This is a genomic window from Alkalihalophilus pseudofirmus (assembly GCF_029094545.1).
GTDB lineage: Bacteria > Bacillota > Bacilli > Bacillales > Bacillaceae_D > Alkalihalophilus > Alkalihalophilus pseudofirmus.
Map to the genome: position 1 here is coordinate 2,880,070 of NZ_CP117835.1, position 25,831 is coordinate 2,905,900.

Below are 25,831 nucleotides of genomic sequence, written 5' to 3' on the forward strand. Positions count from 1 at the left end.
ATGATTGAATCTACTTTTACAGAATTTGACGAATTGTCTGTTTCCTTCTACTCATATCCTACCAAGACGATTCAAATGGCGCAATAGTTTCTTTTAGGAAAGGAAAGATAACCATGAAAATAAACATACATTTTGATCACAGTTGGCAGGATCAATTCCTTGAGCGCTTGGATCAAGACGGTCCTTTTGCAAGTTATGAATTAGCACGTCTTGCTTATGAGGCTGAAGAGCATCAATCGATCCCAGCATTTCAAGGCTTAATTGCTCCAAATCACCTCCCGCAGCTTGATCCATTTCCTCATCAAATTGAAGTGGCGAATACCGTGATAGAGCAGATGAACGGCAAAGCTATTTTAGCTGACGAGGTGGGGCTTGGCAAAACCATTGAAGCAGGTCTCATATTGAAAGAATACATGATTCGCGGTCTTGTAAAAAAAGCATTAATACTCGTCCCTGCCTCCCTTGTGTCACAGTGGGCGATCGAATTAAATACTAAATTTCATATCCCTGCAACTCCGCAGCGTAAAACCTATGTGTGGGAACAATGTGACGTTGTTGTCGCATCGATTGATACAGCAAAAAGACAGCCGCACCGTGACATTGTCATGAATCAATCCTATGATTTAATAATTATTGATGAAGCACATAAGTTAAAAAATCCAAAAACGAAAAATTACGAATTTATCCGAAACCTTAAAAAGAAGTTTTGTTTATTGTTAACGGCTACTCCTGTTCAAAACAAACTAGAAGAAATCTTTAACTTAGTCTCTCTATTAAAACCAGGCCATCTAGGAGACATATCAAGTTTTGAAAAAGAATTCAGATCAAATAAACGGTCACCAAAAAATGATGAGAAATTAAGAGAGCTTGTCAGTAAGGTCATGGTCAGAAATAGAAGAGAAGAAACAGGCATTCAATGGACAAAGCGGGTGGTTGAAACGGTGCCGATCACTTTCAGTCCAAAAGAGCGAGAATTCTATGATGCTCTTCAAACGCTTAAAGGGGATTCAAGTCATTTCTCTCTCATTACTTTGCAGCGTGAAATCTGTTCAAGCCGTGAAGCAGCTTTTATGACGTTAAAAAACATGATTGAAAAAGCACAAAAAGACGGACGCACCCTCCCACAAGCTGAAAAACTGCTTCACATGATCGGCGGTATTGATGGTCACGCCAAAGCAGAAAAAGCATTAGAGCTTGTAAAGAAAATCAATGATAAAGTGATTATATTTACTGAATACAGAGCAACGCAGCTCTATCTTCAATGGTATTTAAAACAAAACGGCATCTCTTCTGTCCCTTTTCGAGGCGGCTTTAAGCGCGGAAAGAAGGATTGGATGAGACAGCTGTTTGAGTCCCATGCTCAAGTTCTTATCGCCACAGAAGCAGGAGGAGAAGGAATTAACCTGCAATTCTGCAGCCATATTATTAACTTCGACCTCCCATGGAATCCAATGCGCATTGAACAGCGAATCGGACGTATTCATCGCTTAGGGCAAAAAAATGATGTTCATATTTATAATTTCGCGGTGGAGGATACGGTAGAGCAGCATATTCTTAAGTTACTCTATGAAAAGATTCATCTATTTGAATCAGTTATTGGTGAACTTGATGAAATCTTAACCAAAATAGACCTCACTTCAATAGAGGAACATGTTAAAGACATTATTGTTCAATCTGAATCAGATGGTGAAGTGAAAATTAAACTTGACCATCTTGCAGCCATTATGAATGAAGCACAATCTATGAGAACAAACGAAGAGGAAGGTGAATTAGGTGCAACAGCAACAAATTCATAATTTCTTAGAGCGCTATTTCGAAGCAAATGATAGTCCTGTTCTTGAGAATACACCTGCCTATCTAACGGTTCAATTATCGATTGAGCTTGATAAACTATTAATGAACAGGCCCTTTTATTGGCACTACCTTGAGAAGACTGGCGGTACGCCTAACCCAATGAAAATCACCTTTATTACGGATAAAGCTAATGCACCGGATGACTTGCGAGGACAGCCCATCCATTATGGCTCCCCACGCCTGCATCAGCTATTTAAGTCAACAAGGACGCTTGGCGGATTTATTAGATTATATGAACAAGTTGCCACAAATGGTCATGCTTCCACTCCCCTGCAGCCTTGGTTGTGTTTAAATGTAAAAGTGTCTTTTCAATGCGATCGTAAAAAAGACGTTATCTTATCGCTTGGGTTGAATTTAATTCACGGTCAGATTGTGCCGGGGTTTTTTGATTCAATCGAAGGCAAAATATTAAAATCTTCCATTCCCGATTTCTGTTTCACGTTATCTCCTTTGATTACGCCTAAAAGCGGAATCGTGAGACTACAGAAAATGGTGCAGACCTATGCCGAAAACGAAGATTCTACCTGGGCTCGCGAAGCAATAAAAAGATGGGAAAACGACTTAGCTCTCCTAGAGCATTTTTATGAGGAATATGAAGACAAGCCAGAGAGTTATGAGTTAGAAAAGCAAGCCCTTGCCGAACAATATGAACCTAAAATCCATGTAGATGTGATAAATGGCGGCATCTTTTATTTACAGCAGCAGGTTTTCCACTAAACTATACTTCAACAAAAAACTCCCTTGCTATGCAAGGGAGTTTTACATTTAGGCGTATTAAGCTGTTGCACCGCCGCCAGCGATGATTGAAATAATAGTCATGACTGAGAACCAGCCAAAAACAGCAAGCGACAATGCCGCAAACCCAACTGCGAAGAAATTTTTTCTACGCATTTCACGAACGATGCCAACTGCAGATAAAATCGCTACTAATAGAAATGTAATTGCTAGAAACATTAGGTCTCACCCTCCTTATGTATGTATCTCAGTACCCAGTTTGTACATCTTATTATAAACAAATCCAACTCTCTAAACAAGAGGATATTGGGTCCTGTTCATTTTATCAACCTGTACAAATACGTTAAACAAGCCAGCCTACTTATAAAATTCACTTATTTGCCTTAAGTATACTTAAGATACAATATAAATGGTAAACAAAACGTTACATAGCTGTGAACTTTTTATCTAACCATATGCACATACATTCCTTTGAAAGATAATCTGTAAGATAATAAGATTGGTGTAAGAAAAGTGTAAGATGGTAAGATATGAGTATGGTATTACATTTCAAATACATATTATGTAGAAAATACTGGAGGAGATCATATGAACTGGACTCAAATTCCGTTAGGGCCTTTGCAGACAAATGCCTATGTATTAATGAACGAAAAAAAGGAAGCTGTGATTTTTGATCCCGGCGGCAATGGACCGGAATTCATTAAATGGCTAAACGATCAACAGATTAGTCCGATTGCTATTTTATTAACTCACGCCCACTTTGACCATATTGGTGCCGTAGATGAAGTAAGAGAGGCTTTTAATTGCCCTGTATATATTCATGAAGCTGAAAAGGATTGGCTCTCTGATGCAGCTAAAAATGGATCAGGCCGTTTTTTAGGAAATGCTTCAATTACAGCCCGTGCAGCTGATGAGATCATTCAAGAAGAAAAAACCATTCAGCTCGGCTCTTTTTCATTCGATATTCTCTATACACCAGGCCATTCACCAGGAAGTGTTTCTTATTATTCAGCAACCGAAGGGGTAGTATTCTCTGGAGATGCTCTCTTTAAGCAAAGCATTGGACGCACAGATCTTCCAGGAGGAGATCATAACCTTTTGCTAAAAAGCATTCATTCGAAGCTGTTAGAACTTCCTGAGGAAACCATTGTAGCATCAGGCCATGGACCTGTAACGACAATTGGCGAAGAAATGGATGGAAATCCTTTCTTATCAGGGTTTTAATAAATTCTTAAAATGATAAATTTAAAGGAAAAAGAAAAAAACGTTGCTCACTAAAGGGGCAACGTTTTTTGTGCGCATATGTACCTGGTCTTAGTGACCTCCAAAACTTGGTACTAATAAGAAAGTGGAATAGTACGTGAAACCAACGAAGAAAATCGTTAAGTACGCACCGAAAATGTAGATATACACACGTTCTGATAAGTTTAAATAGCTTAGTGCTAACAATGCACCTGTTTGGGCAAAGAATAGCAAAGCCATGTTAAGCATATCACCAACGAAGAACAAGACTGAGAAGATCCCTGTCCAGAAAGCTAAAACACGAAACATGCGCTCCATTTGCTTACTCCCTCCTTCTTTTTGCAATCACTATCCGTCAATAGGAAGTCATAGTGCTAGTTATCAAATTATAGAGTACAAACTTATTATATACGAGATAAACTTTGATTGTAAATGCTTGATCGGTGGCAAATCTGTGTCACCTCTATTTATTTCGACAACTACCAGCTATAATGCCTCTAAAATCAGGAACATTTCCCCTAAACTTTACAGCTGCTTTTTCGATTTCCTTTTAAATAACAGACTGATTGCAAAAGGAATAATCCCGAAAGTGCGATACGCAAACGGCGGGCGTTCTGCTTTTCTTGCTTCACGCTCCTGTTTTCTCACTTCCTTTGGTTGATCAAGCCTTAACACAAGCTGCTGTGTGATAAATTTAATGTACTCATTTAATGACATGGCCATCACCTCAACGATTATTCGTTTTAGTATAGCCGATTTTCACCTTATTTAAGCATAGCTGACTTCAACTCAGCAACGATTTCAAGAATGGACCTCCCTGTAGTGTCTAAGTGGATATCTGCTTCTTTATATAACGGCAAGCGGTCTTCGTACATGGATTGAATATCACCTTTAGATTTCTCTTTAAGCAACGGCCTAGAATCATCATTAGACGTCCGGCGAATAACTTCTTCGATGGCACAGTCTAGAAATATCACTGTTCCAGACCCTTTCATAATTTGTCGATTTTCCTCTTTTAGAATGATCCCGCCGCCGGTTGTAATTACAGCTTTTTTTTGAGTCAACTCTCTTAATGCTGCCGTTTCAAGACTCCTAAAAAGCTTTTCTCCCCCTTCATTAAAAATTTCTTTGATTTTCTTTTGTTGATCTTCTTCAATCCATTGATCCGTATCGATAACCTGATATCCTAACGCTTTGCCTAAAGCTTGGCCTACCGTTGTTTTACCAGAACCCATAAACCCAGTAAGATAAATTCGATCATTCATCACGTTTGGAAACCTCCCAATATTCTTTAATGCTTTGATGGTAGGGGTCGTAATAAAACTGCGCTCTACGTACATGGGTTGAACCCAATAGTTCTGCAGTTGCAGCGACCTGCCATTCCGTCTCACTTTTACTCATTGTAATAAGTGTAACGGTACCATCCTCGTATGAAAAGAATAAAGTTGAGTTTTCTGTACTTGGTGCGTGAACGATAAAGTCTACGAGACCTCTTTGAATCAATGTATCACCCTTTAATATGAATTGCTGCTCAACAGCAAACCTCTTCTCCTGGAGATATACATTCGTTTGTACCGTCAAACCAAACAACAGGAATGTGCATATAATTAATACAATAGGGTAAACAAAGCCTCTATCATTCCTCATTTATAAACTCCTTAATACACACCATACATCGGCATCATCGATCTGCTCATGGCCTCTCCATTTATAAGAGTCACCGTACATCGATATTTCTTCTGCTCCCGCTCACAATAAAAAGATTGAACATTATACAACATTGGTACATATCCGCTGTTGTTTGAGAATCGTCTAATTTGGCCGGTGTCAAGTTGTCTATAACTTACTTCCGTGTCATCCCCTTTAATTAAAACCACCTCTCTCCCCTCGATTCTAATTGTTCTGGATTCCTTCACTTCATCCGTTAATTGATTAAAAAACACCATCAATTCTAGCTTTTCATGAGTCTCGTGATTTTTTGTATGTTGTATGACTCCCATGATGGTAGGAAAGACAAACACAAGAACGCCTAAAATGCTTAAGACAAGCAAAATCTCGAGTAACGTAAAACCTTGTTCATTTTTTCGCATAGAGACACCTATGATATCGCCTTTTATTAGCACCCGTATAGGCAACACATACTTCATACTCTCCTGAAGTTGATCGCGTCTCCTCAACAGTCATCCACAAAGGCGCTGTTGGAGTCTCTACACCTGTTAAATAATTTTGTATCGACTCTCTAAGTTGTTCACCTGCCAAGTTTTCCTGTTGCAAAGTTAAACGTTCATTATAAACAACAAGAGAGGCGGGCAGGATTGCTAAGGTGCAAACAGAGAGAAGTGAGAGAGCGAGAATAACTTCCATCAAAGTAAAACCACTAGAGTTTTCGATAATGCACCCTCCCTTTTCCAAGAAGGATTGTGTAAGCATAGGTTTCTTTTTGAATGTTGAGATGCATTGTGCCTGAAAAACGCGGATTGCCATTATCCAAAAACTGAATTTCAATTCTAGGTAGGCTGTGAGAAGAAAAAGACATGTTCTCCACAGTGAAAGGCCTAATAAAATAAACCTTTCCTCCTAAATTCATGATTTGATATTGGTTTTGATTTGCCATTATTCTAATAATAATTGTCTCACCACGAGACATAGCTATATGCTGGGCTAAAAGGATATCTTCCTTAAATTGATCGGCAATTTCTTTTGTTTTATAGGTGTTCATGGAAGCGGGAAGGTAAATAATGGGAAGAAGAACTAACATGGAGAGAATAGAGAGAGTAATTAAGAGCTCGGTTAAGGTGTATCCAGCTTGAGAGTATGTTGACTTATCCTTCAACAACTTTACCGTTTTCAATCTTTAGCGGAGCACCGTTTGGACATACCGTTGTCTCAATATATTCGGCAGTTTCAAGCACATCGAGGCTTGCTGGCTTTTCTTTTGTTTCAATTTCATAGGCGTGTACCTGTGTCTGCAGGAGTTTAATCGTTGCATCACAACCTTTTGAGCCTGCAACTTCGTTATTTTTCACCATATTCGGGATAGCAATTAAGAGGAGGATCGAGATGATCATTAACACGACAAGCATTTCAACAAGGGTAAAACCACGTTCGTTGGATAGAAGCATTTTCATTTTTCATCACCTCAAAGATAGGATATAATACGAGGAGCTGTACAGGGGGGATCTTAAACACTTGCCTCCTTTCATGAGTCATTATTTGCTATTATTAGACATAGATCATCCAAAATCCTTCTAAAAGATAAAAAAACTTTCTGAGATATCGAATCAATTAAAGTGAGGTTAGTATGCAAAAAATTTTAGTCCTCTTTATTCGTGGTTATCAAAAATTCATTTCCCCTTTGAAGCCCCCTACATGCCGATTCTACCCTACCTGCTCTCATTATGGTATTGAATCCATAAAACGCTTTGGGGCCTTTAAGGGAAGTTGGTTAACAATTAAACGCCTAAGTAAATGTCATCCTTTTCACCCTGGCGGAATTGATTTAGTGCCTGAAAAAGAAAACGAAAAAGAGACGAGAAACAGCTAGCTATACCCATCAGGGAATAGCTAGCTGTTTTATTTTCATTTCATGTTGGCTTATCTATTTACTCTATACTTGCTGTTAAGCGCCCATCTGACCTATAGGCATAAATGGTATATCCTGAGGATGCACCACTCGAACATCTAAACAAGAAGCTGCCCTATAATGGACAGCTTCTTCTATGTAGTGCGGGTGAAGGGAGTCGAACCCCCACGTCATAAGACACTAGATCCTAAGTCTAGCGCGTCTGCCAATTCCGCCACACCCGCGTATGAAAATGGTGAGCCATGAAGGACTCGAACCTTCGACCCTCTGATTAAAAGTCAGATGCTCTACCAACTGAGCTAATGGCTCAAACTAAATGGTGACCCGTACGGGATTCGAACCCGTGTTACCGCCGTGAAAGGGCGGTGTCTTAACCGCTTGACCAACGGGCCATTCATAAAAGTGGCGGAGAAGGAGGGATTTGAACCCTCGCGCCGCTTGCGCGACCTACACCCTTAGCAGGGGCGCCCCTTCAGCCACTTGGGTACTTCTCCATGGCTCCACAGGTAGGACTCGAACCTACGACCGATCGGTTAACAGCCGATTGCTCTACCACTGAGCTACTGTGGAATGGTGGGCCTGAGTGGACTCGAACCACCGACCTCACGCTTATCAGGCGTGCGCTCTAACCAGCTGAGCTACAGGCCCATGGAAAAATGGAAAAGCGGGTGATGAGAATCGAACTCACATCATCAGCTTGGAAGGCTGAGGTTTTACCACTAAACTACACCCGCATATTAAAATAATCGTTGCTTTATTCAGCTCTCGCCAAATACTATGTCTCTTCCTCTTCTAGCAACTCAAGAAGTTAAATGTGTCGAGACAACTCGCAGATAATACATAGTAGTATTGCTCGTGGCTGAGGTTTTACCACTAAACTACACCCGCATATAAAGTAAATAAATGGTGCGCCCTGAGAGATTCGAACTCCCGACCTTTTGATTCGTAGTCAAACACTCTATCCAGCTGAGCTAAGGGCGCAAATATAAAAGCGGAAGACGAGATTCGAACTCGCGACCCCCACCTTGGCAAGGTGGTGTTCTACCACTGAACTACTTCCGCAAAAATGGCTGGGCTAGCAGGATTCGAACCTACGCATGACGGAATCAAAATCCGTTGCCTTACCGCTTGGCGATAGCCCAAAACTAAAAATGGGGCGACTGATGGGAATCGAACCCACGAATGCCGGAATCACAATCCGGTGCGTTAACCACTTCGCCACAATCGCCACCTTAGTAATAAATGGTGGAGGGGGACGGATTCGAACCGCCGAACCCTGAGGGAGCGGATTTACAGTCCGCCGCGTTTAGCCACTTCGCTACCCCTCCACTATACTGTTTTTAAATGGCGGTCCGGACGGGACTCGAACCCGCGACCTCCTGCGTGACAGGCAGGCATTCTAACCAACTGAACTACCGGACCATTTTGGTTGCGGGGGAAGGATTTGAACCTCCGACCTTCGGGTTATGAGCCCGACGAGCTACCGAACTGCTCCACCCCGCGTCGTTTTAAAGTAGTATTTACTATTTAAGAAAATATGGCGGAGGAAGAGGGATTCGAACCCCCGCGCGGTTTAACCCGCCTGTCGGTTTTCAAGACCGATCCCTTCAGCCGGACTTGGGTATTCCTCCGCGATATATGGTGGAGCCTAGCGGGATCGAACCGCTGACCTCCTGCGTGCAAGGCAGGCGCTCTCCCAGCTGAGCTAAGGCCCCATATGTAATGCGATAAAAAGAGATTACCTTTTCTATCGTTGTTTTTTCGCTCACCAGCGACGTTTAATAATGTACCATGAATCGCAATAAAAATACAAGCCTTTTTTGAAAAAAAGTTATATTTTTTTAAAAAGGCTTGTAACTTAAGGTATTCGCCCTATTGCAGAGAGCCAATCATTTGAAACATAGGAAGCATAATAGCAAGGAATAAAATAAAAATAAAAGCTCCAATTAAAATAAAAATAAAAGGTTGTAAGTAATCCATCACTTTGGTTAACTTCTCTTCTAATTCTGAGTAAATCAATGTACTGAAATTTTCTAGATCTTCTCCTAAGTAGCCCGTCCTCTCTCCATTCTCGATGACAAAACTTAATTCTTTTATAAAATAATCTTTTTCTTTTACTAAAAGATAAAATGGTGTGCCAAGTTGCAGTTCAGACTTGATTTTAATCACTTCTTGCTGGAAAAATGGCAGATGATTTTGTTTTTCGAACAGAGATAATGCTTGTTGAAGGGAGGTTCCTGAGAGAAGAAGACGTCCTATTTGAAGGGAGAAAAAATAGGTGCTTAATTGTTTTACGATCTGATTGACAAAGGGAGTGTTTAATAAAAACTTCATTCTTCTACTTGGCGGCCATCTTTTCTTAAACAGAAATATATAGAACAAAGAAAACACTGTTAAAAGGATTGTTGCTGCTCCTATGTACGGGATAGCTGTTAGAGAATGCAGAACAATAGTAGTTAACAGCGGAGGGTCCCCCTGCATTGTTTCAAATAAAGAATTGAAATGAGGAACAACAAACAAATGGAGTACAATTAGAACGACGAAACAAATCCAGACAAGCATTACTGGGTACCTCAACAGCTTATACATTTGATGTTTCGTAACCTGCCGCTTTTCTAATAATGTTCCAGCTTGTATAAATCCATCACTTATCTGTCCATGATATTGATAAAAATAAAGAAATGAAATCACATCTCTTGGGACCGGCAATTGAGAGAAAGACTGATGAATTTCTTGACCATTCTTAAGAGATGCCTGCACTTGTGTGAGGGGGACCGAAACTTCTTTTGGAAGATGTATAAGCATAAATGATAAGGCGTGGTCCATAGAATATCCTTGCTTTAACAACTTCCCTAAAAGTTTAAATGATCTTGCATACACCATTTGCTGATTACCGTTAAAAATAGATGTTTGCTTATAAGTAACCCGATCATTCACCCCTCCCCACCCCTTTCACACTCGTTTGTATAACCCAGAGCCCAAGCCTTTCTTAGTTGGTTTTCTAAAGTATTTGTCTCTCTTGTTAAACCCTTGTTCACCATCTTTCTAATTTGCTCGTTATGATCAAACGTATAGAGGGAACCACGATTATAGATAGGCATGTGATTAAAAGACTCTGCTTCCATTCTTACCTTGCTTTGACGATTAACTAAACACTGACAGATGACTGCCTGTAATCCTTCACATACATCTTGTTTAGACACACCAAATTCCAACATCCTTAATACGGCTGAGTAATTATTATTTGCATGCACAGTCGCAAAAACAAGATGTCCTGTCAAAGCTGCTCGAATGGCTAATTTAGCCGTTTTTTCATCTCGGATTTCTCCAATCATAATGACATCTGGATCATGTCTTAAAGCTGCCTTCAACCCAATATCAAAGGTAATACCTGCCTTATCATTTGTTTCAATTTGTATAAGATAATCAAGAGTTCTTTCAACGGGATCTTCGATGGTAATAATTTTTTTGGAAGAGGTATAGAGGATTTCTTCTAAACATGCGTATAAAGTGGTTGTTTTACCAGAGCCAGTTGGTCCTGAAATTAAACACAGTCCTTGCCGGAGAGTAGTGATATATTGGAGTTGTTGAACATTCGATGAAAGGATCGGGAGATGTATTAATTCTTTTTTTCGCTTTTGAGGTAATAGCCGCACAGCTAAACTTTCTTTAGAACGTGTAGGGAGGGTTGATAGTCTGAGATCAATTTTTTCTTTTTTTACAACAATTGTCATCGCATTACTTTGAGGAAACCGCCTTTCTCCTATATCCATGCCACAATGATACTTTAAGTGCCCAAGCACTCTCTCACCTAACATAAGAGGAATCGATTTATAATCGTACAAGGTACCATTCATTCTAAACTGAATGAGCCATTCACGTTCTAGAGGGACTAAATGGATGTCGGTGGCATGTACACTTACTGCTTCTTCAAACATGGCCATACTTATTTTTTCTACATCATACAAATCTCTCTCTCCTCTCGATTTAAAAGATCAATGTAAAAAGAATAATTATAAGGAACGTCATTCAAAGGTGATTCAATATGATTATTCTTTCGATAAGAACGGTTATTCGATATTTTTTCAAAAAATCCTGCAATAAAAATGAATAAACGAACAAAATCAGGTTACTCTATAAGTACAGAGCGATGGGCTATAGCCAAGTGGTAAGGCACCGGACTTTGACTCCGTTATTCGCTGGTTCGAATCCAGCTAGCCCAGTATATCTAAGAAGTGGACATGAAGCATTCATGTCCACTTTTTTATCATTTGTTCATGACTTATGCATAGGTTTGTATAGAACAACCTTATAATTGCAGGTGGTGACAATGAATATTTTACATGAATTTAAAGAATTTGCTGTTCGTGGAAATGTGATTGATATGAGTGTTGGGGTCATTATCGGCACGACATTTGCAAAAATTGTAGAATCTTTTGTTGAAGATGTGATCATGCCTCCCTTTAGTGTGCTGTTCGGACAAGTTGATTTTTCTAATCTATACCTTAATTTATCGGACCGTCGCTTTAATTCATTCGCCGAGGCTGAAGCTGCCGGAATTCCCATGCTTAAATATGGTATGTTCTTAAATCACATTGTTCACTTTGCCATCGTAGCTTTCATCTTATTTTTATTTGTCAGGCAGATGAACAGAATCAGAAGGCCGGATGAAGATCCGTTAATCGATATGAAAACAAAATTATGTTCTTATTGTTTCAAATCCATTGCCTATAAAGCACGCAGGTGCCCACACTGCACATCAAATTTAATTCAACGTTCAAACAGGGAAAATGCCGAAAACTTAAATATTTCTAATCCAACACATACTCTCCCATTAAAAACAGTTATTAAAAAGCGTTCAAAATAATAAGCGTTCAAAATCTTGATGATTTTGAACGCTTCCCTTTTGATTTTTTTGTTTTAATTAACGTTTGTGAAGGCTGCTTCCGTATCCATTTGATGTATTTTTTTATTTGCTCATCATCTTTTAAACGTGGGATTGTATCAAGCCGAATAGCAAGTTCTACATTTGTATAGAGTGCATGTATTTGTTTATGACAAGGGATGCACAGCAATGCCTTTTCTAAATGTGCTCCCCCCTCCTCCCTTGGAGTCAGGTGATGAACCGTAAGCTGCACGTTGTCTCTCTCACACAGTTCACATGTACCTACTCTTTGTTTTTTCAAAAGTTCATTCTCCTTTTTTATATAATCTACTCAATTTAACCTACTCAATTTAATCTACTCAATCAGTGTAGTATTCTATTCCCAGCTTAATACTCTATAAACCGCCGTCTTCTTTCATTTGTCTATATTGGATATATGCGATAAAGATAAAATTCAGCCCAACAAGAGAAGCGATAAACGCACCAAACAAAAACTCCTGATTCAAAAGCCAATGATACCCAAACAATAAAATAGATAACAAGGTGACAATTACTCCTGCTGAAAAGAATGCAATCATTTAAATTCCTCCTTTTAATAACTTATTTTCCTTTATGAAAAAAAGTCCAACTCTCCTCTTAAATCTGCTAGGATAGAAAAGTGGTTTACAACGTGAAACAAAATGTAACGACAGTATAAATAAATCAACATGATTGAATTTGGTTAATGAAGTAAGGAGGCTTTGATGTGAAAACAGCCTTATATAAACAAAAAGTCATTCAGCTGTCTTCAATCGAACGCAGCCAATGGCAACAAATGTATAATGCTAGTATTCGACAAGAACTAACTTGTATGCATTGCGGGGAGCCTTTGCGCATCAACATCGGCATTCATGAGGCACCCTTTTTTATTCACCCGCCTACTTCTCTTGATTGTCTTAAAGAAGTAGCAGCCTATGAGCGAGAGGCTCAAAAAAAACAAAGCGATCGTACAGAAACAGCTTCTCTCAACGGTTTTAAAATGCCTGTCAGAAGAGAGATCTCTTCTTCTGGCAATGAATCATCTGCAACAGACCAGTGGAAACCGCCAGAACCAATAAAAGCCATTCCTACTTTCACTGCTCACCATAAGAGCGGCTATGAAGAATACACAGGTTACAGAGCGATCCTTAAAGAACAAGGTATTTTATTAGATGATCAGCAATGGAATGCTGCTACTACAACGGAAGGACCGCTGCTTATTTTAGCCGGAGCAGGAAGCGGTAAAACCAGAGTACTAACAACTAGAGCTGCCTATATGCTTACAGAGAAAAATTATTCACCAAAACAAATGATATTAGTCACTTTTACAGCAAAAGCAGCAAAAGAAATGAAAGAAAGAATGACAATTTATCCTGGGGTCACAAAAGGTGCCCTTCAACAGTTAGTAGTTGGAACCTTTCATAGCATCTTTTACAGAATGCTCATGCATTATGACTTTGAAAAATGGAACAGCCAGCATTTATTAAAATGGGATTGGCAAAAAGACCAGATGTTAAAAGAGGCTGGCCGAGAGATCGACTTAGATGAAAAGGAATTTGCATATGACCAGGCACTAACTCAGATAAGCTGGTGGAAAAATCATATGCAAAACCCCAACGAAATTAAGCCTAAAGATATATGGGAAGAGCGCGCGGCTTACTTATATAAGCGTTATGAACAAATGCGGACCAGTAAACGTTTGTTTGATTTTGATGATATGCTGTTAGGCTGCTATGATCTCTTAACAACAAATCAAGCATTGCTTGAACGCTACCAAGAACGCTTTGCCTATGTCTCTATTGATGAGTTCCAAGACATTAATAAGGTGCAGGTTGAATTAATTACTTTACTTACAGAAACTAAGCGGAACCTTTGTGTGGTAGGAGATGATGATCAATCAATCTATGCCTTTCGCGGGAGCAATCCTGATTATATTCTCAATTTCAAAAGCGATTACCCTGAAGCAAAAGTATGTGTTCTCGATCAAAATTACCGTTCTACCCATCCCATTGTTGAATCAGCTAATAATGTCATTACAACTAATAAAACTCGCTTTAATAAACAGCTCCATGCCCAGCACACCGATGAAAATGCACCTGTTCTCTTTTTCCCTTATGACGAGGAAGAGGAAGCAACAATGATCGTGAATGATATTAAAAGCAGAATAAAAAATGGCGCCGAGCCAAGTGATTTTGCTGTGTTGTTTCGAACAAATGTGACGTCACGCGCTTTATTTGAACGAATGGTAACTTCAAGCCTGCCATTTTCTATCGAAAGTGACGGGGATTCATTTTACCGTAGAAAAGCAGTTCGTAAAGTTCTCGCCTACTTGCAGTTGTGCATCAATCCTGATAACGGACAGGCTATACAAGACCTAATTGGAGCTCTATTTTTAAAGCAGCAAGTCATTCAAGATTTGAAAGCTCTCACAATTACGGAAGATTGTACGTTTGTAGAGGCACTTACTCACTTAAGCGGTCTGCCTAACTTTCAACAAAAGAAGCTGCAAAAACTTCCTGAACAATTTAAACAAATCAAAAAGAAGACACCCGTTGAGGCCATTGCCTTTATAGAACAAGAAATGGGCTTGAAGGATTATCTCAAAAAGCAAGGAAATGAAGGAAATAAACTCGATCGCGGGTCAGATGATGTACGTGATTTAAAAGTGGCGGCTAGACAACATGAAACGATAGAAGCTTTTATTCAACATGTTGATCATATGATTGCCAAACAAGAGGAAGCTAGAAAGATGCCAGCCGAAAAAACGGCTGTTCAATTATTAACGATTCACCGTGCGAAAGGACTGGAATATAAACATGTTTATATCCTAGGTGCAAATGAAGGTTCGCTTCCCCATGATTACGCATTAGATGCTTGGCGTGAAGGTGATGACAAACCTCTCGAAGAAGAACGGCGTTTAATGTATGTAGCTATGACGAGAGCTAAAAATACTCTAGCCATATCTGTACCGACTATGAGACGCGGTAAAAGAGCTCATCCATCAAGGTTTGTAAGAGAAGTGAAGAAGATGGCTCGTACCCAATCGAAACATAAGATTCCTTCTTTAATTGGAGGTAAGAGATGAATAAAGGGATTATAGAAAAAACGGAAAAATGGGTAAAAGCTCAATTGATTAACGAAGAATCAGGCCATGATTGGTATCACATTTTACGTGTGACAAGAACTGCTCAGCAAATTGCTAAAGAAGAACACGCTAACGATGAGATCGTCACTCTGGCTGCATTGGTACATGATTTAGCTGATGATAAAGTTGCTCAAAACGAAAAAGAGGCTTTAAAGAACATAGACGAGTGGTTTAAAGAGAATGGTTTAGGTGATGAGGCGATCGCACAAATTATCTCTATCATAACCACGATATCCTTTAAAGGAGGCAATGGGCAGCCAGTCTCCACTTTAGAAGGAAAAATCGTGCAGGATGCAGACCGTTTAGATGCACTAGGTGCGATTGGTATTGCTCGCACGTTTGTGTATTCAGGACATAAAGGACAGCCTATGTATGACCCTGAATTACCTGTTAGAAATGAAATGTCTATAGAGGAATATCGACACGGGAAATCATCGGCTGTACACCATTTTTATGAGAAACTTCTAAAGCTGAAAGATCAAATGAACACCACAACTGGCATGAAATTAGCTGCTCGGCGTCATGCCTTTATGGAAACATACCTTGAACAGTTTTACCAAGAATGGAACGGCCGATAATAGTGTGCAAACCTCCTTCCTAAATGAAGGAGGTTTCTTTCATATTGTCGAATATCCTATTAGCCCATACATATAGCGAGTTTGTATGGCATAGTATTTCTATAGAGATCCAATAAGCTGGAGGTGTATGTCATGCAAAAGCATCTAATCTCTAAATCAAAGCTTACTCCTGTTCAACTACAGCAACGACTAATTTACACGGAATCAGAATTAGCGAAATACAAACAAATCGTCAATAAATATCAAAATGACTATCATTATAGTTTAATTGATCAACTGCAGGCAGAAAATAAGCAGCTAAAAAAACAGTACGCAAACTCATTTGATCTTGAGAACAAGGTTAGCGAGCTAACTAAAAAACTTGCACTAGCAAAAGAAAAAATCGCAAGGTACGAAAGCACTGGACCTTATTCAACCAGATCTTCATTTGTTAATCAGGAGAATACAGAGGACCACCCAGAACTCGTTGAAAATCAAGATGAAATGACCATTGAACGAAATTGGTTTCACCGCAGTTTAATGAATCATAAAGAAGAAAATGAATAATGGAAATAAAGCCAGCTGACAAGCTCAGCTGGCTTTATTTATTTTCCAAACAATTTATTTCACTTGTTACTTCGCTCTGCCGCAACAGCCTTTACTTTTTTTAGTTGAGGACTTTTTTATGGTTTTCTTACCGAACGCTGCTTTTGAAGATGGCTTTGGCTTTGCATTAAAAGAAGCAGATGACTTTGGACGTTGTTTCATCGCACTCTCCCCCTTTCCTTTTATAGACTATGAAAGGAGTGAAAGATTCGCTTATTCTTTAAGCTTGTTTATAAGGATCTCTCTATTCAGCTTTTTGCTGACTTACACAAACGCCCTTTTCCGAATTTACACTTATAAATAAACACAATTTTGGCGGGCTGTCATACTATACAGTAGTCTGAAAACCTAGTTACCATCTTCTTTGTGGTAATAAGGTGAAAAAATAGGAGGTATACTGATGAGTCATAAAAAACACAATGTGTGTATTAATGCAAAGAAAGTATTTGACTGGGTTATTCGTCCAGTTAATGTTTCAGAGACTTATAGTGGAAAGCAATTCTTTAAGTTAACAGATTGTCCAATGGATCTATGCGATACGGACGGATGCTTTGGTACAGATTTCACTGCTGATGTAAAAGTATTCGATGTTCAGGCAAAAGAGCTTCCTCAGTCTGGCGGCAGAGAAAAAATGAAAGTGACTATTAACGGTGAAACAGTTACACTGCATAAAGTTAGAATCCTTGTAACATTTAAAGTGAAAGTTAAGATTTTAGATGGGGATTCAAAAGTATGCAGTACAGAAGATCCAATCGATTTCTGCACTATTGAAACCTTCTATTTATGCGCACCAAAAGGAACATGCGTAGATGCGACGGTCCTAGATGGTATGGCGGACGCTGAGTTTTTCTGTTGTAATAATACGCCAACTCTTACACTTAGTGCAGATTTCTGCTTAGACGTTCAAGTGACAGATTTTGTGAAACTTGAAGTAGAAGCATCATATTGCAACCCTCGTGATGAGTTCCCAATTAGTGATGTCATGGTATGTGAGCCTTTAAAAGAACCAAAACAATGTCCACATGTTTTTCCAGGTAAAAAACATAAGTGCTAATGCCATAACCTTAGAATCGAGCAAATAGCTTACTAGCTGTTGCTCGGTTTTCTTTATTCTTCCGCATGATTTATAGGTGTGTACATAAAGATATAAAAGGAAATTCTGGACTTAAGGAGTGATGGTCATGACAAATTTTTCATCACCTACCCCAAAGCTATATTCTCATCAAGATAAACTAAAGATGACTTATTGCACTGAAGAAATCAAAAGAATTAAAAGCAACGTAGCTAAACAAGAAAAGCAGATCCAAGACCTAAAGGAAACCGTCACCTCTTTAACAGAAAAAATACAGGAAGCTGAACGTTCGATTCCTCCATCTATTACTCACGAGGCCAGTCAACTATCAGCAGGATGCAGCAGTTTTTTTTCTTACTCGATTCTTATACCCAAAACCAATGAAGAAGATCCCATTACGATTATCGGCAGCTACACCATCACGAATACAGGAACCGCTGCTCTTCATGAGCCTGTTATCTGCCTTGAAATCAGCCCTTCTGCTGCCTGTAACCTAACTGGAAAAATCAATTATCGACCTGTTTCTCAAACTGAACAATACATCATTTCAGACGATTATCTAACATGGGAGTTTACAGAAGGCAGTTCCCTGCAGGAAGCAAGAAAAAGTGGACTCTATTGGTTGAAGCCTGCTTCAAACGTTCAATTAGAAATAAACCAGTCTCTTTCTTTTTCTCCATTAGAACTCCAGATCTCTAAAAAACATGTAGAGGATGAAATAACCGTACGAGGATATGTCATTTGCAGGGAAATTCCTGAAGGCCAGGCTGCAATAAATTCCATTTCATGTAAACTTTCCTGAAGGCCAAAAGACAGCTGATGACGCAGCTGTCTTTTTAGGTCATTTGTTTAACGAAGGTTTCAATAAGTGCAGCCACTCCTGCTATAGCTAAAACATATATAACGGGAGTGAAAATGACCGGAAACAAAACAAAACCTGCATATAACAAAATGGACGCCCAAACCCCAAAGCACCAATAACAATTTAATAAGTTTCCAATCCATTTTTGTATACCGCTGCCTTTACCTTCAATATATTGATAGACTTCCCCGTTTTCATCTATCTCTTCTACCACTGCCGTAAAAGGTCTTCTCATAAAGTCTGTAATTTCATCCAATACGATTAAATGAGTAAACCTGAAGACAGCAAAAGAAAGTAAAAAAAATTCAAATAATGATACTATATAATTCTCCATCTCTCTGCCCCCTGCATCTCTTCTTTACTTATACATACGCAAAAAACGCTGTAGTGACATTAAAATTGTCTTAAAGACAAACACCCATTTTACAAATAAACATAGGCTACCATATAGACTTTGAAAACATAGCTTGAGAGGAGAGCTACTATGCATTACTATTATGATCACCATCAAGATGACATTTATCGTCAGCAGCCATCTGTGCAATTTCTCCCCCCATCCGTTATTGATCAATATGTAAATCAGTGGATCACAACATCTATCCCAGGATACGGCCAAGTCATTGCGTATGTGACTGACTTTAACCGGCGTAATGGAATGGTTTCTATGTTCATTTATCAGGCTCCTTACTATCAGCCTCAGTTTATTCAAGTTCATAACAGTGATTTAGTTGGAATTGCTCCATATTACGGGCCGATCCCACCACGCCCACATCAAGGCCCTGGTCCAGGGCCACAACCAAGACCACCACGCCCTAGACCTCCGTTTTTCCCTTGGTGGTTCTGGGGAATCGGTGGTCAGGGAGGTTTTTATGGTCAGCAATCAGGCCAAGGAGGCTTTGGCAGCCAATCTCCCGGACCTCGTTAATTAACAAAAAAGCAAGCACCATAAACAGGTGCTTGCTTTTTTTAATTAGTTATATTCTTAAAGGGATAATGTATTATACCCGCTATCTACATGTAGAAGTTCTCCCGTTATCCCACGAGAAAGATCACTCATTAAAAATAATGCCGTATCCCCTACTTCTTCTTGTGTTGTAGTTCTACGTAAAGGGGCACGTTCTTCAATCTCTTTTAAAACATCATTAAAGCCGCCAATTCCTTTAGCTGCTAACGTACGAATCGGACCAGCTGAGATTGCATTAACACGAATATTTTCCTTTCCTAAATCATTCGCTAGGTATTTCACACTTGCATCTAGAGAAGCTTTTGCTACACCCATAACATTATAGTTGCGAACAACTCTTTCTCCGCCTAAGTATGTTAACGTCACAATACTTCCACCCTCAGACAATAGCGGACGCGCTGCTTTCGCTACAGCAGTTAAAGAGTATGCACTGATGTTTTGAGCAAGGAGAAACCCATCACGAGTTGTGTTTAAGTACTCTCCTTCTAACTCTTCTTTATTGGCAAAAGCAATACAGTGAGCAATACCGTGGATTGTGCCTACTTCTTCTTTAATCTTAGAAAACGTTTGGTCTATTGCCGCATCATCCGTAACATCACACGGCAGAATTAAATGATCTTCACGGTCCAGTGTGTCCATCAAACTGCGCACGTTTTTCTCAAGTCTTTCACCAGCATATGTAAATATTAATCTAGCTCCTGCACTTGCGAGTGACTGAGCAATTCCCCACGCGATACTTCTTTTGTTTGCCACACCCATTACAACATATGTACGATCTTTTAATGACAACTGAATCATTTAATCTCCTCCGTTATAGGTAGTTATTAGTACCAAGTACTAATTATTATATCATACCTCTCCACTACTTGGTACTACCTTAATATCTCTTTCAACAAATTGAGATCTTATCCCTTCTTTGTTTCTATATTTCGTAAGATAAATGCACAGTCCGGGCATTCATAGATGATGTTTTGATTTGACTGAGCAGTTAGTAAATGTCTAATTTCTTTCTTATTATGACATTTAGGACATATTATAAGCGGCTCCATAGGTCATCCCTCCTTCTCTTCTAACATTCCCAATTAGAGAACATTATACAAATTAGGTCTATCGTCATATTTTTTCGAATTAGTATAGCTAATGTTTTGACAATTTCAACGGAATAAAGCTAAACTAAAACTGTACATTAGTACAACAAAACTTAAACATTTTGTATAAGGAGGTGGCTATTTTTGTTGGAAGGCTTTCAAAATAGTAATAGTCATACAAAAATAATCAAATACGAGGAGATGATTTTATGTTGAAAAAAGGATTCATTTTATCATTAGTCGGGGCCCTAACCTTATCATTTGGAGGTGCAGGACTGGCTGCGGACCATGGGGATGATGAAGCGAAAGTTCGTGTTGTACACGCCTCGCCTGATGCACCAGCTGTAGATGTTGTATTAAATGGAGATGTTGTCGTGGAAGGGGCCGATTTCAAAGCGGCAACTGATTACCTTCATGTTCCATCAGGAGATCATGAGGTAGAAATCTTTGCTGCTGGTACGGTTGAAGAAGAAGAACCAGTGCTCTCTGCTACACTATCTGTTGAAGGCGGAGAAGCTTACACAGTAGCCGCTGTTAATACGGTTGAAAATCTTGAGCTTTCTATTATTAATGACGAACAAATGACTACATCGGGACAAACGAAAGTACGAGTTGGACACTTTTCTCCTGATGCGCCAAATGTAGATGTAGCAGTAGCAGGCGGGGATGTATTATTCGAAGATGCACCTTTTAAAGCTGTTACTGATTATTTAGAAACAGCACCTGCTACATTTGATCTTGAAATCAGAGTTGCAGGAACAGAAGATGTTGTGCTTGAGCTTCCAGCGACTGAACTTCAAGCAGACATGCTTTACAGTGTTTTTGCAGTAGGATTTGCTGATGGAGAACCTGGACTTGATGTCATTGTATTAAGTGACATGTCACACGAAGCGATGCCAGCTGAAATGCCTGCTACAGGGATGGGCGGTGCACAAAACAACACTAGCTTCATGCCAATTTTATTTGCAGGAGCACTAGCACTCGGGGCAGCTGTCTTTTTTCTTAACATTCGTCGTAAACAAGAAGCGTAATTTACTAATCATTGTTGCTCTCAGCACGTTCATTGTTAGCGGGTGCAAGCAGACTGATATAGCTGCTGAGCCACTTCCCGCTCTTACAACGAACGATTCACCTGCTCTCAATCAAGCGGCCACACAAGAGAAAGTAAAACCGTCAGCCATACAACACCAATCAGGGATTGTGCCGGCATCCATCTCTATTCCAAAGATCGAGATCGAAGCTGACGTTTTAGAGGTCGGATTGAATGACGAGCGGCAAATGGAGGTTCCGGACGACCCATTTGAAGTGGGCTGGTTTCAACCGGGGGCCAAACCCGGCAGTCAAGGGAGTGCAGTACTTGCAGGTCATGTGGACTCAAGAACTGGTCCAGCCATATTCTTTCATCTCAATCAGTTAGAGGTTGGCGATCAAGTGTATGTAACTGACCAAGAAGGCCAGACACTCGAATTTAAAGTGACAAGTATGGAAATTTATCCGTACGATGACGCTCCAATCGATCAAATCTTCGGTTACACTTCTGCTAAGCGTTTAAACTTGATTACCTGTACAGGTGAATTTGACAGAGTAGAGCGGACACACCGCGAAAGGTTAGTCGTGACAACTGAACTTGTTAGTCAATAATAAGAAGCTAGGCCTTGGATCGGCCTAGCTTCTTTCTTCTTATTCTTCGTAAGATTTATTAGATAACATTGTTCTGGGTACATCTGTCCCTCTAGATCCACGCAAATCAACCGGTTCCCTATCTGGTGGATAAATCATAATAAAGCTCTCTGGCTTCGCTACAGCAAGCACTCGAGGCAGCCGCTCTAACTGCGGATGCCATGCAAGAGTACCTCGTCTTGCACTTAATACAGCAACTAGATCATCTTTACGCAGCTGCGGCATAAAGGAGTGGTGTAATTCATTCCATGTAGGAACACCGATCACTTGAAGTTGTACATCAGGTTTCACCTTGTCAAACATCTTCTCATAGCTTTTTGTCTCATCATGAATCACATAAACAGTAATGATCGCTCCTATTTGACTTGCAAGCTGCTTAGCTGTACGAATGGACTCATACGCGGCCCTTTTATGGTCAAAACCTGAAGGAATAATAACGACAAGTCTCTTCGTCGTATTTAAAGGGTGACCCAGCTTAGACACTAAAATCATTTGGTTCGTTCTTTCAAGCAATTGATCTAATATCCCTCCAAACATCCGCTGCGGGGTCGATAGTTTACCATTCCACCCTATAACGGCTGTAGTGATCCTAGACTCTTGCATAGCCCGGATCATACCTGAAGTAATATTCGGATCCACGCGTGTTAACATCTGCATAGGCACCTCAGCGCCAGCGGCATAGCTTACCGCTTTACTAAGAGTTTTCTCTGCTTGAATGATTTTCTCAGGAGCCTCTTCCCCGCGCCCCTGGGCAACGGATAATGTATATAGTGGCTCAGGTGAATTCCCTCTAATAATAAAAGCAAGCTCAAGCAGGGATTCCATCGTTTTTGGATTGGCTACCGGCACTAGCACTCTTTGCGGTGCCTCTGACGGCTCATACGGCCGCTGCTCTTCCTTTAAAGCAATCTTGCGGGCATATACTTCAACCATATATGGACCGATCATACATGTCACTAAGATCATGACGATCACTGCATTTACAGTAGCCTGATTAAACAAGCCAAGGTCATAACCGACTAATGTCGCAGCTAATGTTGCAGCTGCCTGCGGAATCGATAATCCGAACATCAGCTTAATTTCGTCGGACGAATAGTGATAGATTTTACCTGCAATCCATGCAGCTAAAAATTTACCGCTAATAACAAGTGTCACGACAACAGCTGCCATAAGCCATGCAGACGGGTCCGACAATAATATACTTATATCCATCAGCATTCCAACTGATAATAAGAAGAATGGAATAAATAAAGCATTACCTACAAATTTGATTCGATTCATCAATGTACCCTGCTCAGAAATAAATCTGTTTAACGCAAGACCAGCAAGGAATGCCCCTATAATAGGTTCTAACCCTGCTATTGTCGCAAAATAAGCTGATACAAACAGAACCGTCATTACAAAGATAAATTCAAGTGCTCCTTCACTGCTCAATGTACGGAAGAAAAATTTAGCTACAATCGGTACTAATATTAGTACCGCAGCTACATAAAGTGCAAGAGATACGAGCAGGATAAACCAGAAATTAGCTGTTAGTTCACCTTGAGTAGAGCCTGCCACTACCGCTAAGATAAGAAGGGCTAAAGTATCCGTCATAATCGTCCCGCCAACAGTGGTCGTTACCGATTTATTCTTCGTTATCCCAATACGGCTGGCAATAGGATAGGCCAGCAGCGTATGTGAACCTAACAGCGAGCCAAGTAAGATGGCGGCGGCTGTAGAATAACCAAGCAGGTAAACAATAATGGTTCCAAGTATAAACGGGATAGTAAATGACATAGAACCGAAAAACAAGCTTCTTGTACGATATTTTTTAAATCCATCTAAATCAATCTCAAGACCTGCAATAAAGATAATATACAGAAGTCCAACTGTTCCAAGTAATACAATGGTGGGGTCGCGATCAAGCATCCCAAGACCATTAGGACCAATAATGACCCCGGCTAAGATTAAACCTATAATTCCAGGAATACGCAATTTCGCCATGATTAACGGGGCAATTAAAAAGACAACCATAGCAATAGCAAAAATAAGGACGGGATTCGTCACGGGTTGTTCAAACAAAATCAGCACACCTTTTATTTTTATTTATCCTAACCATCTTAAAGAAAGCATCTCTTCATTGTCAACGAAGAACTAAAATGTATACCCTTACATTTTTTATTGAAATAGAGATAGTTTGTATATCCTTATCTCGTATGGAAGAATTTATGCTAAAATGCATGTATTCTTTCATGTCTTAAAATGATTATTAAGGAGTGAAATCTTTGAACATAGATTGTATTGGCGATGTGCACGGGTGTTATGAAGAATTGGTATTACTGCTTAAAAAATTAGGATATCAAAAATCTAATACAAGTTTTGCCCATCCACAAGGACGAAAACTTGCTTTTGTAGGAGACCTCACAGACAGGGGTCCTCATTCACTAAAGGTCATAAAATTAGTTTATAGCTTAGTGAAAGATGACCAAGCGTATTATGTACCTGGTAATCACTGTGATAAACTGTATAGATTTTTTCTAGGTAGAAATGTCCAACAAAAACATGGTTTAGAGACAACCGTTGCAGAATTAAATAACGTATCAAAAAAGGAATACAGCCAAATCCGAAAAATGTTTCTTTTCCTTGTAGAGAAGTCCCCTCTATACCACGTTTTGGATAGCGGAAACCTTGTTATTGCTCACGCCGGGATTCAAGCCAAGGATATTGGCCAAACAAATAAACGGGTCAAGACATTTGTATTGTATGGTGATATTACAGGTGAAACAAACCCTGATGGCACTCCTGTTAGAAGAGATTGGTCAAAAAGTTATAATGGACGTGCAGTTGTAGTCTATGGGCATACGCCAGTCAAAGAGCCGCGCTTTTTGAATCATACAGTAAATATTGACACAGGCTGTGTATTCGGGGGAAAGCTGACCGCCTTAAGGTACCCTGAAATGAAAACAGTAGAAGTTTCTTCTTCTATGCCATATGTCGAAGAAAAGTTCCGTTCATTTGCTTAAACGTATTTAGTAAACCTAATTGATTAAACCTAATTGATTAATTTAAAAAGGAAGTTGAAAAAGATTGAAAGATCAAATAAAAATTAAACTAGAAAAATCAAAAGTGAAATGGTTCTTCCTATTGCTTATCTTCCTATTATCCGGCTGTGGTCCGTCTTTAGAAGTGATAATTGATGAAGAAGCGACTCGTTTAATTGTGGATGAGGAACGATCATTGCTCACAATTTATACGCGTTTTGAAAACCCTACTGCTATTCCTTCAGGGCCATTAAGTGTTCAGTTTCATATAAATGATGAAAATCTTTTAGACCAATTAGACCAAGAATCTCCTTTCGCATTCATGGACCGTGAAGGAAACCTTGAAACATTCGATATAAAACCGAATGGAAGTTATTTTATTTCTGAATCCTTCGCTTATCAAGTTGAAGAGCCGATCGATGAATTACAGGGAGTGATTGAAGTAGCTGTGATAGACGAATCTGAAACGGAACTTGCACGAATGACTGTAAACCAAGTGACTACAGAATAAAAAAAG

Annotated in this window: 32 protein-coding genes and 17 tRNA genes; 16 read left to right on the plus strand and 33 right to left on the minus strand. The window is 39.6% G+C overall.

Going from position 1 to position 25,831, the window contains the following annotated elements; all coding sequences use genetic code 11:
* Positions 1-113 precede the first annotated feature (113 nt).
* Both PQ478_RS15345 and PQ478_RS15350 read left to right on the plus strand, forming a co-directional pair.
* A complete protein-coding gene (locus tag PQ478_RS15345; RefSeq protein ID WP_075681039.1) occupies positions 114-1,796 on the plus strand; it encodes a DEAD/DEAH box helicase in 1,683 nt (560 codons plus the stop codon).
* Positions 1,774-2,571 carry a YqhG family protein gene (locus tag PQ478_RS15350; protein WP_289234777.1) on the plus strand — a complete coding sequence of 266 codons (798 nt, stop codon included), beginning with the start codon at positions 1,774-1,776 and terminating at the stop codon, positions 2,569-2,571. Before PQ478_RS15345 ends, PQ478_RS15350 begins: the two co-directional genes overlap by 23 nt.
* 57 nt (positions 2,572-2,628) lie before the next feature.
* Here PQ478_RS15350 and PQ478_RS15355 read toward each other — a convergent pair whose 3' ends face one another.
* Positions 2,629-2,808: a DUF2759 domain-containing protein gene (locus PQ478_RS15355; protein ID WP_012959684.1), complete on the minus strand. Its 180-nt coding sequence runs from the start codon at positions 2,806-2,808 to the stop codon at positions 2,629-2,631.
* Between the two features lie 369 nt (positions 2,809-3,177).
* Here PQ478_RS15355 and PQ478_RS15360 point away from each other — a divergent pair, with 369 nt between their 5' ends.
* Positions 3,178-3,813, plus strand: coding sequence for an MBL fold metallo-hydrolase (locus tag PQ478_RS15360; RefSeq protein ID WP_289234778.1), 636 nt, complete (start codon positions 3,178-3,180; stop codon positions 3,811-3,813).
* 90 nt (positions 3,814-3,903) lie between these two features.
* Here PQ478_RS15360 and PQ478_RS15365 read toward each other — a convergent pair whose 3' ends face one another.
* The 8 genes from PQ478_RS15365 to comGC all read right to left on the minus strand — a co-directional run bounded on the left by PQ478_RS15365 (position 3,904) and on the right by comGC (position 6,959).
* Positions 3,904-4,149 carry a DUF2626 domain-containing protein gene (locus PQ478_RS15365; RefSeq protein WP_012959686.1) on the minus strand — a complete coding sequence of 82 codons (246 nt, stop codon included), beginning with the start codon at positions 4,147-4,149 and terminating at the stop codon, positions 3,904-3,906.
* A 207-nt stretch (positions 4,150-4,356) separates the two neighbouring features.
* Positions 4,357-4,548, minus strand: coding sequence for a YqzE family protein (locus PQ478_RS15370; RefSeq protein ID WP_012959687.1), 192 nt, complete (start codon positions 4,546-4,548; stop codon positions 4,357-4,359).
* A 47-nt stretch (positions 4,549-4,595) separates the two neighbouring features.
* On the minus strand, positions 4,596-5,096 hold the full coding sequence (locus tag PQ478_RS15375) for a shikimate kinase (RefSeq protein WP_012959688.1): 501 nt from the start codon (positions 5,094-5,096) through the stop codon (positions 4,596-4,598).
* Positions 5,089-5,478 carry a competence type IV pilus minor pilin ComGG gene (gene comGG, locus PQ478_RS15380; RefSeq protein ID WP_012959689.1) on the minus strand — a complete coding sequence of 130 codons (390 nt, stop codon included), beginning with the start codon at positions 5,476-5,478 and terminating at the stop codon, positions 5,089-5,091. The genes PQ478_RS15375 and comGG overlap by 8 nt, the downstream gene beginning before the upstream one ends.
* Positions 5,479-5,489: 11 nt before the next feature.
* The gene (gene comGF / locus PQ478_RS15385; RefSeq protein ID WP_041822484.1) at positions 5,490-5,921 is read right to left on the minus strand and encodes a competence type IV pilus minor pilin ComGF; all 432 of its coding nucleotides are present in this window, start codon (positions 5,919-5,921) and stop codon (positions 5,490-5,492) included.
* Positions 5,908-6,315, minus strand: coding sequence for a type II secretion system protein (locus PQ478_RS15390; protein WP_354004539.1), 408 nt, complete (start codon positions 6,313-6,315; stop codon positions 5,908-5,910). The genes comGF and PQ478_RS15390 overlap by 14 nt, the downstream gene beginning before the upstream one ends.
* Complete coding sequence (gene comGD, locus PQ478_RS15395; RefSeq protein ID WP_289234780.1) at positions 6,209-6,682, minus strand: competence type IV pilus minor pilin ComGD; 474 nt, start codon at positions 6,680-6,682, stop codon at positions 6,209-6,211. Before comGD ends, PQ478_RS15390 begins: the two co-directional genes overlap by 107 nt.
* Positions 6,654-6,959: a competence type IV pilus major pilin ComGC gene (gene comGC, locus PQ478_RS15400; RefSeq protein ID WP_289234781.1), complete on the minus strand. Its 306-nt coding sequence runs from the start codon at positions 6,957-6,959 to the stop codon at positions 6,654-6,656. The genes comGD and comGC overlap by 29 nt, the downstream gene beginning before the upstream one ends.
* 173 nt (positions 6,960-7,132) lie before the next feature.
* Here comGC and yidD point away from each other — a divergent pair, with 173 nt between their 5' ends.
* Entirely contained in the window at positions 7,133-7,375 is a 243-nt protein-coding gene (gene yidD / locus PQ478_RS15405; RefSeq protein ID WP_012959693.1) for a membrane protein insertion efficiency factor YidD, read from the plus strand.
* Positions 7,376-7,556: 181 nt separating this feature from the next.
* Here the strand turns inward: yidD and PQ478_RS15410 are convergent.
* The 18 genes from PQ478_RS15410 to comGA all read right to left on the minus strand — a co-directional run bounded on the left by PQ478_RS15410 (position 7,557) and on the right by comGA (position 11,382).
* Positions 7,557-7,638: transfer RNA gene (locus tag PQ478_RS15410), tRNA-Leu, on the minus strand.
* A 9-nt stretch (positions 7,639-7,647) separates the two neighbouring features.
* Positions 7,648-7,723 (minus strand) — tRNA-Lys (locus PQ478_RS15415).
* 8 nt (positions 7,724-7,731) lie between these two features.
* A tRNA-Glu gene (locus PQ478_RS15420) sits at positions 7,732-7,806 on the minus strand.
* 11 nt (positions 7,807-7,817) lie between these two features.
* Positions 7,818-7,908 (minus strand) — tRNA-Ser (locus PQ478_RS15425).
* Position 7,909: 1 nt separating this feature from the next.
* Positions 7,910-7,984 (minus strand) — tRNA-Asn (locus PQ478_RS15430).
* A 1-nt stretch (position 7,985) separates the two neighbouring features.
* Positions 7,986-8,062 (minus strand) — tRNA-Ile (locus PQ478_RS15435).
* Between the two features lie 15 nt (positions 8,063-8,077).
* Positions 8,078-8,148: transfer RNA gene (locus tag PQ478_RS15440), tRNA-Gly, on the minus strand.
* Positions 8,149-8,318: 170 nt separating this feature from the next.
* Positions 8,319-8,395 (minus strand) — tRNA-Arg (locus PQ478_RS15445).
* Positions 8,396-8,404: 9 nt separating this feature from the next.
* Positions 8,405-8,476: transfer RNA gene (locus tag PQ478_RS15450), tRNA-Gly, on the minus strand.
* 5 nt (positions 8,477-8,481) lie between these two features.
* Positions 8,482-8,556, minus strand: a tRNA-Gln gene (locus tag PQ478_RS15455).
* 10 nt (positions 8,557-8,566) lie between these two features.
* Positions 8,567-8,642: transfer RNA gene (locus PQ478_RS15460), tRNA-His, on the minus strand.
* 15 nt (positions 8,643-8,657) lie between these two features.
* Positions 8,658-8,742: transfer RNA gene (locus PQ478_RS15465), tRNA-Tyr, on the minus strand.
* Between the two features lie 17 nt (positions 8,743-8,759).
* A tRNA-Asp gene (locus PQ478_RS15470) sits at positions 8,760-8,836 on the minus strand.
* 4 nt (positions 8,837-8,840) lie between these two features.
* Positions 8,841-8,917, minus strand: a tRNA-Met gene (locus PQ478_RS15475).
* Between the two features lie 35 nt (positions 8,918-8,952).
* A tRNA-Ser gene (locus PQ478_RS15480) sits at positions 8,953-9,045 on the minus strand.
* A gap of 8 nt (positions 9,046-9,053) precedes the next feature.
* Positions 9,054-9,129: transfer RNA gene (locus PQ478_RS15485), tRNA-Ala, on the minus strand.
* Positions 9,130-9,286: 157 nt separating this feature from the next.
* Positions 9,287-10,351: a competence type IV pilus assembly protein ComGB gene (gene comGB, locus PQ478_RS15490; RefSeq protein ID WP_289234782.1), complete on the minus strand. Its 1,065-nt coding sequence runs from the start codon at positions 10,349-10,351 to the stop codon at positions 9,287-9,289.
* A complete protein-coding gene (gene comGA, locus PQ478_RS15495; protein WP_289234783.1) occupies positions 10,348-11,382 on the minus strand; it encodes a competence type IV pilus ATPase ComGA in 1,035 nt (344 codons plus the stop codon). Before comGA ends, comGB begins: the two co-directional genes overlap by 4 nt.
* 183 nt (positions 11,383-11,565) lie before the next feature.
* Here comGA and PQ478_RS15500 point away from each other — a divergent pair.
* Positions 11,566-11,637: transfer RNA gene (locus PQ478_RS15500), tRNA-Gln, on the plus strand.
* Positions 11,638-11,744: 107 nt separating this feature from the next.
* Positions 11,745-12,281 carry a large conductance mechanosensitive channel protein MscL gene (mscL, locus tag PQ478_RS15505; protein WP_075681048.1) on the plus strand — a complete coding sequence of 179 codons (537 nt, stop codon included), beginning with the start codon at positions 11,745-11,747 and terminating at the stop codon, positions 12,279-12,281.
* A 7-nt stretch (positions 12,282-12,288) separates the two neighbouring features.
* Here the strand turns inward: mscL and hlpB are convergent, their stop codons facing one another.
* Positions 12,289-12,600 carry an HNH nuclease-like protein HlpB gene (hlpB, locus tag PQ478_RS15510; protein WP_075681050.1) on the minus strand — a complete coding sequence of 104 codons (312 nt, stop codon included), beginning with the start codon at positions 12,598-12,600 and terminating at the stop codon, positions 12,289-12,291.
* A 94-nt stretch (positions 12,601-12,694) separates the two neighbouring features.
* Positions 12,695-12,877 (minus strand): hypothetical protein, encoded by a 183-nt coding sequence (locus PQ478_RS15515; RefSeq protein ID WP_012959698.1) that lies wholly within the window; start codon positions 12,875-12,877, stop codon positions 12,695-12,697.
* A 167-nt stretch (positions 12,878-13,044) separates the two neighbouring features.
* On the opposite strand from PQ478_RS15515, the gene PQ478_RS15520 reads away from it, so the two are divergent.
* From PQ478_RS15520 to PQ478_RS15530, 3 genes are all read left to right on the plus strand, one after another.
* Complete coding sequence (locus tag PQ478_RS15520) at positions 13,045-15,402, plus strand: ATP-dependent helicase (protein WP_289234784.1); 2,358 nt, start codon at positions 13,045-13,047, stop codon at positions 15,400-15,402.
* Positions 15,399-16,040: an HD domain-containing protein gene (locus tag PQ478_RS15525; RefSeq protein WP_289234785.1), complete on the plus strand. Its 642-nt coding sequence runs from the start codon at positions 15,399-15,401 to the stop codon at positions 16,038-16,040. Before PQ478_RS15520 ends, PQ478_RS15525 begins: the two co-directional genes overlap by 4 nt.
* Positions 16,041-16,172: 132 nt before the next feature.
* A complete protein-coding gene (locus tag PQ478_RS15530) occupies positions 16,173-16,586 on the plus strand; it encodes a hypothetical protein (RefSeq protein WP_289234786.1) in 414 nt (137 codons plus the stop codon).
* 66 nt (positions 16,587-16,652) lie between these two features.
* Here PQ478_RS15530 and PQ478_RS15535 read toward each other — a convergent pair whose 3' ends face one another.
* On the minus strand, positions 16,653-16,787 hold the full coding sequence (locus PQ478_RS15535) for a hypothetical protein (protein ID WP_012959702.1): 135 nt from the start codon (positions 16,785-16,787) through the stop codon (positions 16,653-16,655).
* 238 nt (positions 16,788-17,025) lie between these two features.
* Between PQ478_RS15535 and PQ478_RS15540 the strand changes: the two genes are divergently transcribed.
* Both PQ478_RS15540 and PQ478_RS15545 read left to right on the plus strand, forming a co-directional pair.
* Positions 17,026-17,679, plus strand: coding sequence for a BMQ_0737 family morphogenetic spore coat protein (locus tag PQ478_RS15540; protein ID WP_289234787.1), 654 nt, complete (start codon positions 17,026-17,028; stop codon positions 17,677-17,679).
* Positions 17,680-17,806: 127 nt separating this feature from the next.
* On the plus strand, positions 17,807-18,499 hold the full coding sequence (locus tag PQ478_RS15545) for a hypothetical protein (protein ID WP_289234788.1): 693 nt from the start codon (positions 17,807-17,809) through the stop codon (positions 18,497-18,499).
* 34 nt (positions 18,500-18,533) lie between these two features.
* Here PQ478_RS15545 and PQ478_RS15550 read toward each other — a convergent pair whose 3' ends face one another.
* On the minus strand, positions 18,534-18,893 hold the full coding sequence (locus tag PQ478_RS15550) for a DUF1360 domain-containing protein (protein ID WP_289234789.1): 360 nt from the start codon (positions 18,891-18,893) through the stop codon (positions 18,534-18,536).
* Between the two features lie 150 nt (positions 18,894-19,043).
* On the opposite strand from PQ478_RS15550, the gene PQ478_RS15555 reads away from it, so the two are divergent.
* Entirely contained in the window at positions 19,044-19,484 is a 441-nt protein-coding gene (locus PQ478_RS15555; RefSeq protein ID WP_012959706.1) for a hypothetical protein, read from the plus strand.
* A gap of 57 nt (positions 19,485-19,541) precedes the next feature.
* On the opposite strand, the gene fabI is transcribed toward PQ478_RS15555, so the two are convergent.
* Positions 19,542-20,318, minus strand: coding sequence for an enoyl-ACP reductase FabI (gene fabI, locus PQ478_RS15560; RefSeq protein WP_031311576.1), 777 nt, complete (start codon positions 20,316-20,318; stop codon positions 19,542-19,544).
* Between the two features lie 502 nt (positions 20,319-20,820).
* Between fabI and PQ478_RS15565 the strand changes: the two genes are divergently transcribed.
* Both PQ478_RS15565 and PQ478_RS15570 read left to right on the plus strand, forming a co-directional pair.
* A complete protein-coding gene (locus PQ478_RS15565; protein WP_289234790.1) occupies positions 20,821-21,642 on the plus strand; it encodes a DUF4397 domain-containing protein in 822 nt (273 codons plus the stop codon).
* A 169-nt stretch (positions 21,643-21,811) separates the two neighbouring features.
* The gene (locus PQ478_RS15570) at positions 21,812-22,252 is read left to right on the plus strand and encodes a class F sortase (protein ID WP_075681062.1); all 441 of its coding nucleotides are present in this window, start codon (positions 21,812-21,814) and stop codon (positions 22,250-22,252) included.
* Between the two features lie 39 nt (positions 22,253-22,291).
* Here PQ478_RS15570 and PQ478_RS15575 read toward each other — a convergent pair whose 3' ends face one another.
* A complete protein-coding gene (locus PQ478_RS15575) occupies positions 22,292-24,355 on the minus strand; it encodes a cation:proton antiporter (protein ID WP_012959711.1) in 2,064 nt (687 codons plus the stop codon).
* 203 nt (positions 24,356-24,558) lie between these two features.
* Between PQ478_RS15575 and prpE the strand changes: the two genes are divergently transcribed.
* Both prpE and PQ478_RS15585 read left to right on the plus strand, forming a co-directional pair.
* Complete coding sequence (gene prpE / locus PQ478_RS15580) at positions 24,559-25,296, plus strand: bis(5'-nucleosyl)-tetraphosphatase PrpE (RefSeq protein WP_289234791.1); 738 nt, start codon at positions 24,559-24,561, stop codon at positions 25,294-25,296.
* Positions 25,297-25,360: 64 nt separating this feature from the next.
* On the plus strand, positions 25,361-25,825 hold the full coding sequence (locus PQ478_RS15585) for a hypothetical protein (RefSeq protein WP_289234792.1): 465 nt from the start codon (positions 25,361-25,363) through the stop codon (positions 25,823-25,825).
* The last annotated feature ends 6 nt before the right edge of the window (positions 25,826-25,831 follow it).

Excerpts from the sequence above, each read along its gene's own strand:
- PQ478_RS15345 (WP_075681039.1), top strand. The coding sequence starts at position 114 with ATGAAAATAAACATACATTTTGATCACAGTTGGCAGGATCAATTCCTT.
- PQ478_RS15355 (WP_012959684.1), bottom strand. The coding sequence starts at position 2,808 with ATGTTTCTAGCAATTACATTTCTATTAGTAGCGATTTTATCTGCAGTT.
- PQ478_RS15360 (WP_289234778.1), top strand. The coding sequence starts at position 3,178 with ATGAACTGGACTCAAATTCCGTTAGGGCCTTTGCAGACAAATGCCTAT.
- PQ478_RS15365 (WP_012959686.1), bottom strand. The coding sequence starts at position 4,149 with ATGGAGCGCATGTTTCGTGTTTTAGCTTTCTGGACAGGGATCTTCTCA.
- PQ478_RS15370 (WP_012959687.1), bottom strand. The coding sequence starts at position 4,548 with ATGTCATTAAATGAGTACATTAAATTTATCACACAGCAGCTTGTGTTA.
- PQ478_RS15375 (WP_012959688.1), bottom strand. The coding sequence starts at position 5,096 with ATGAATGATCGAATTTATCTTACTGGGTTTATGGGTTCTGGTAAAACA.
- comGG (WP_012959689.1), bottom strand. The coding sequence starts at position 5,478 with ATGAGGAATGATAGAGGCTTTGTTTACCCTATTGTATTAATTATATGC.
- comGF (WP_041822484.1), bottom strand. The coding sequence starts at position 5,921 with ATGCGAAAAAATGAACAAGGTTTTACGTTACTCGAGATTTTGCTTGTC.
- PQ478_RS15390 (WP_354004539.1), bottom strand. The coding sequence starts at position 6,315 with ATGGCAATCCGCGTTTTTCAGGCACAATGCATCTCAACATTCAAAAAG.
- comGC (WP_289234781.1), bottom strand. The coding sequence starts at position 6,959 with ATGAAAATGCTTCTATCCAACGAACGTGGTTTTACCCTTGTTGAAATG.
- yidD (WP_012959693.1), top strand. The coding sequence starts at position 7,133 with ATGCAAAAAATTTTAGTCCTCTTTATTCGTGGTTATCAAAAATTCATT.
- mscL (WP_075681048.1), top strand. The coding sequence starts at position 11,745 with ATGAATATTTTACATGAATTTAAAGAATTTGCTGTTCGTGGAAATGTG.
- PQ478_RS15515 (WP_012959698.1), bottom strand. The coding sequence starts at position 12,877 with ATGATTGCATTCTTTTCAGCAGGAGTAATTGTCACCTTGTTATCTATT.
- PQ478_RS15525 (WP_289234785.1), top strand. The coding sequence starts at position 15,399 with ATGAATAAAGGGATTATAGAAAAAACGGAAAAATGGGTAAAAGCTCAA.
- PQ478_RS15530 (WP_289234786.1), top strand. The coding sequence starts at position 16,173 with ATGCAAAAGCATCTAATCTCTAAATCAAAGCTTACTCCTGTTCAACTA.
- PQ478_RS15535 (WP_012959702.1), bottom strand. The coding sequence starts at position 16,787 with ATGAAACAACGTCCAAAGTCATCTGCTTCTTTTAATGCAAAGCCAAAG.
- PQ478_RS15540 (WP_289234787.1), top strand. The coding sequence starts at position 17,026 with ATGAGTCATAAAAAACACAATGTGTGTATTAATGCAAAGAAAGTATTT.
- PQ478_RS15545 (WP_289234788.1), top strand. The coding sequence starts at position 17,807 with ATGACAAATTTTTCATCACCTACCCCAAAGCTATATTCTCATCAAGAT.
- PQ478_RS15550 (WP_289234789.1), bottom strand. The coding sequence starts at position 18,893 with ATGGAGAATTATATAGTATCATTATTTGAATTTTTTTTACTTTCTTTT.
- PQ478_RS15555 (WP_012959706.1), top strand. The coding sequence starts at position 19,044 with ATGCATTACTATTATGATCACCATCAAGATGACATTTATCGTCAGCAG.
- PQ478_RS15565 (WP_289234790.1), top strand. The coding sequence starts at position 20,821 with ATGTTGAAAAAAGGATTCATTTTATCATTAGTCGGGGCCCTAACCTTA.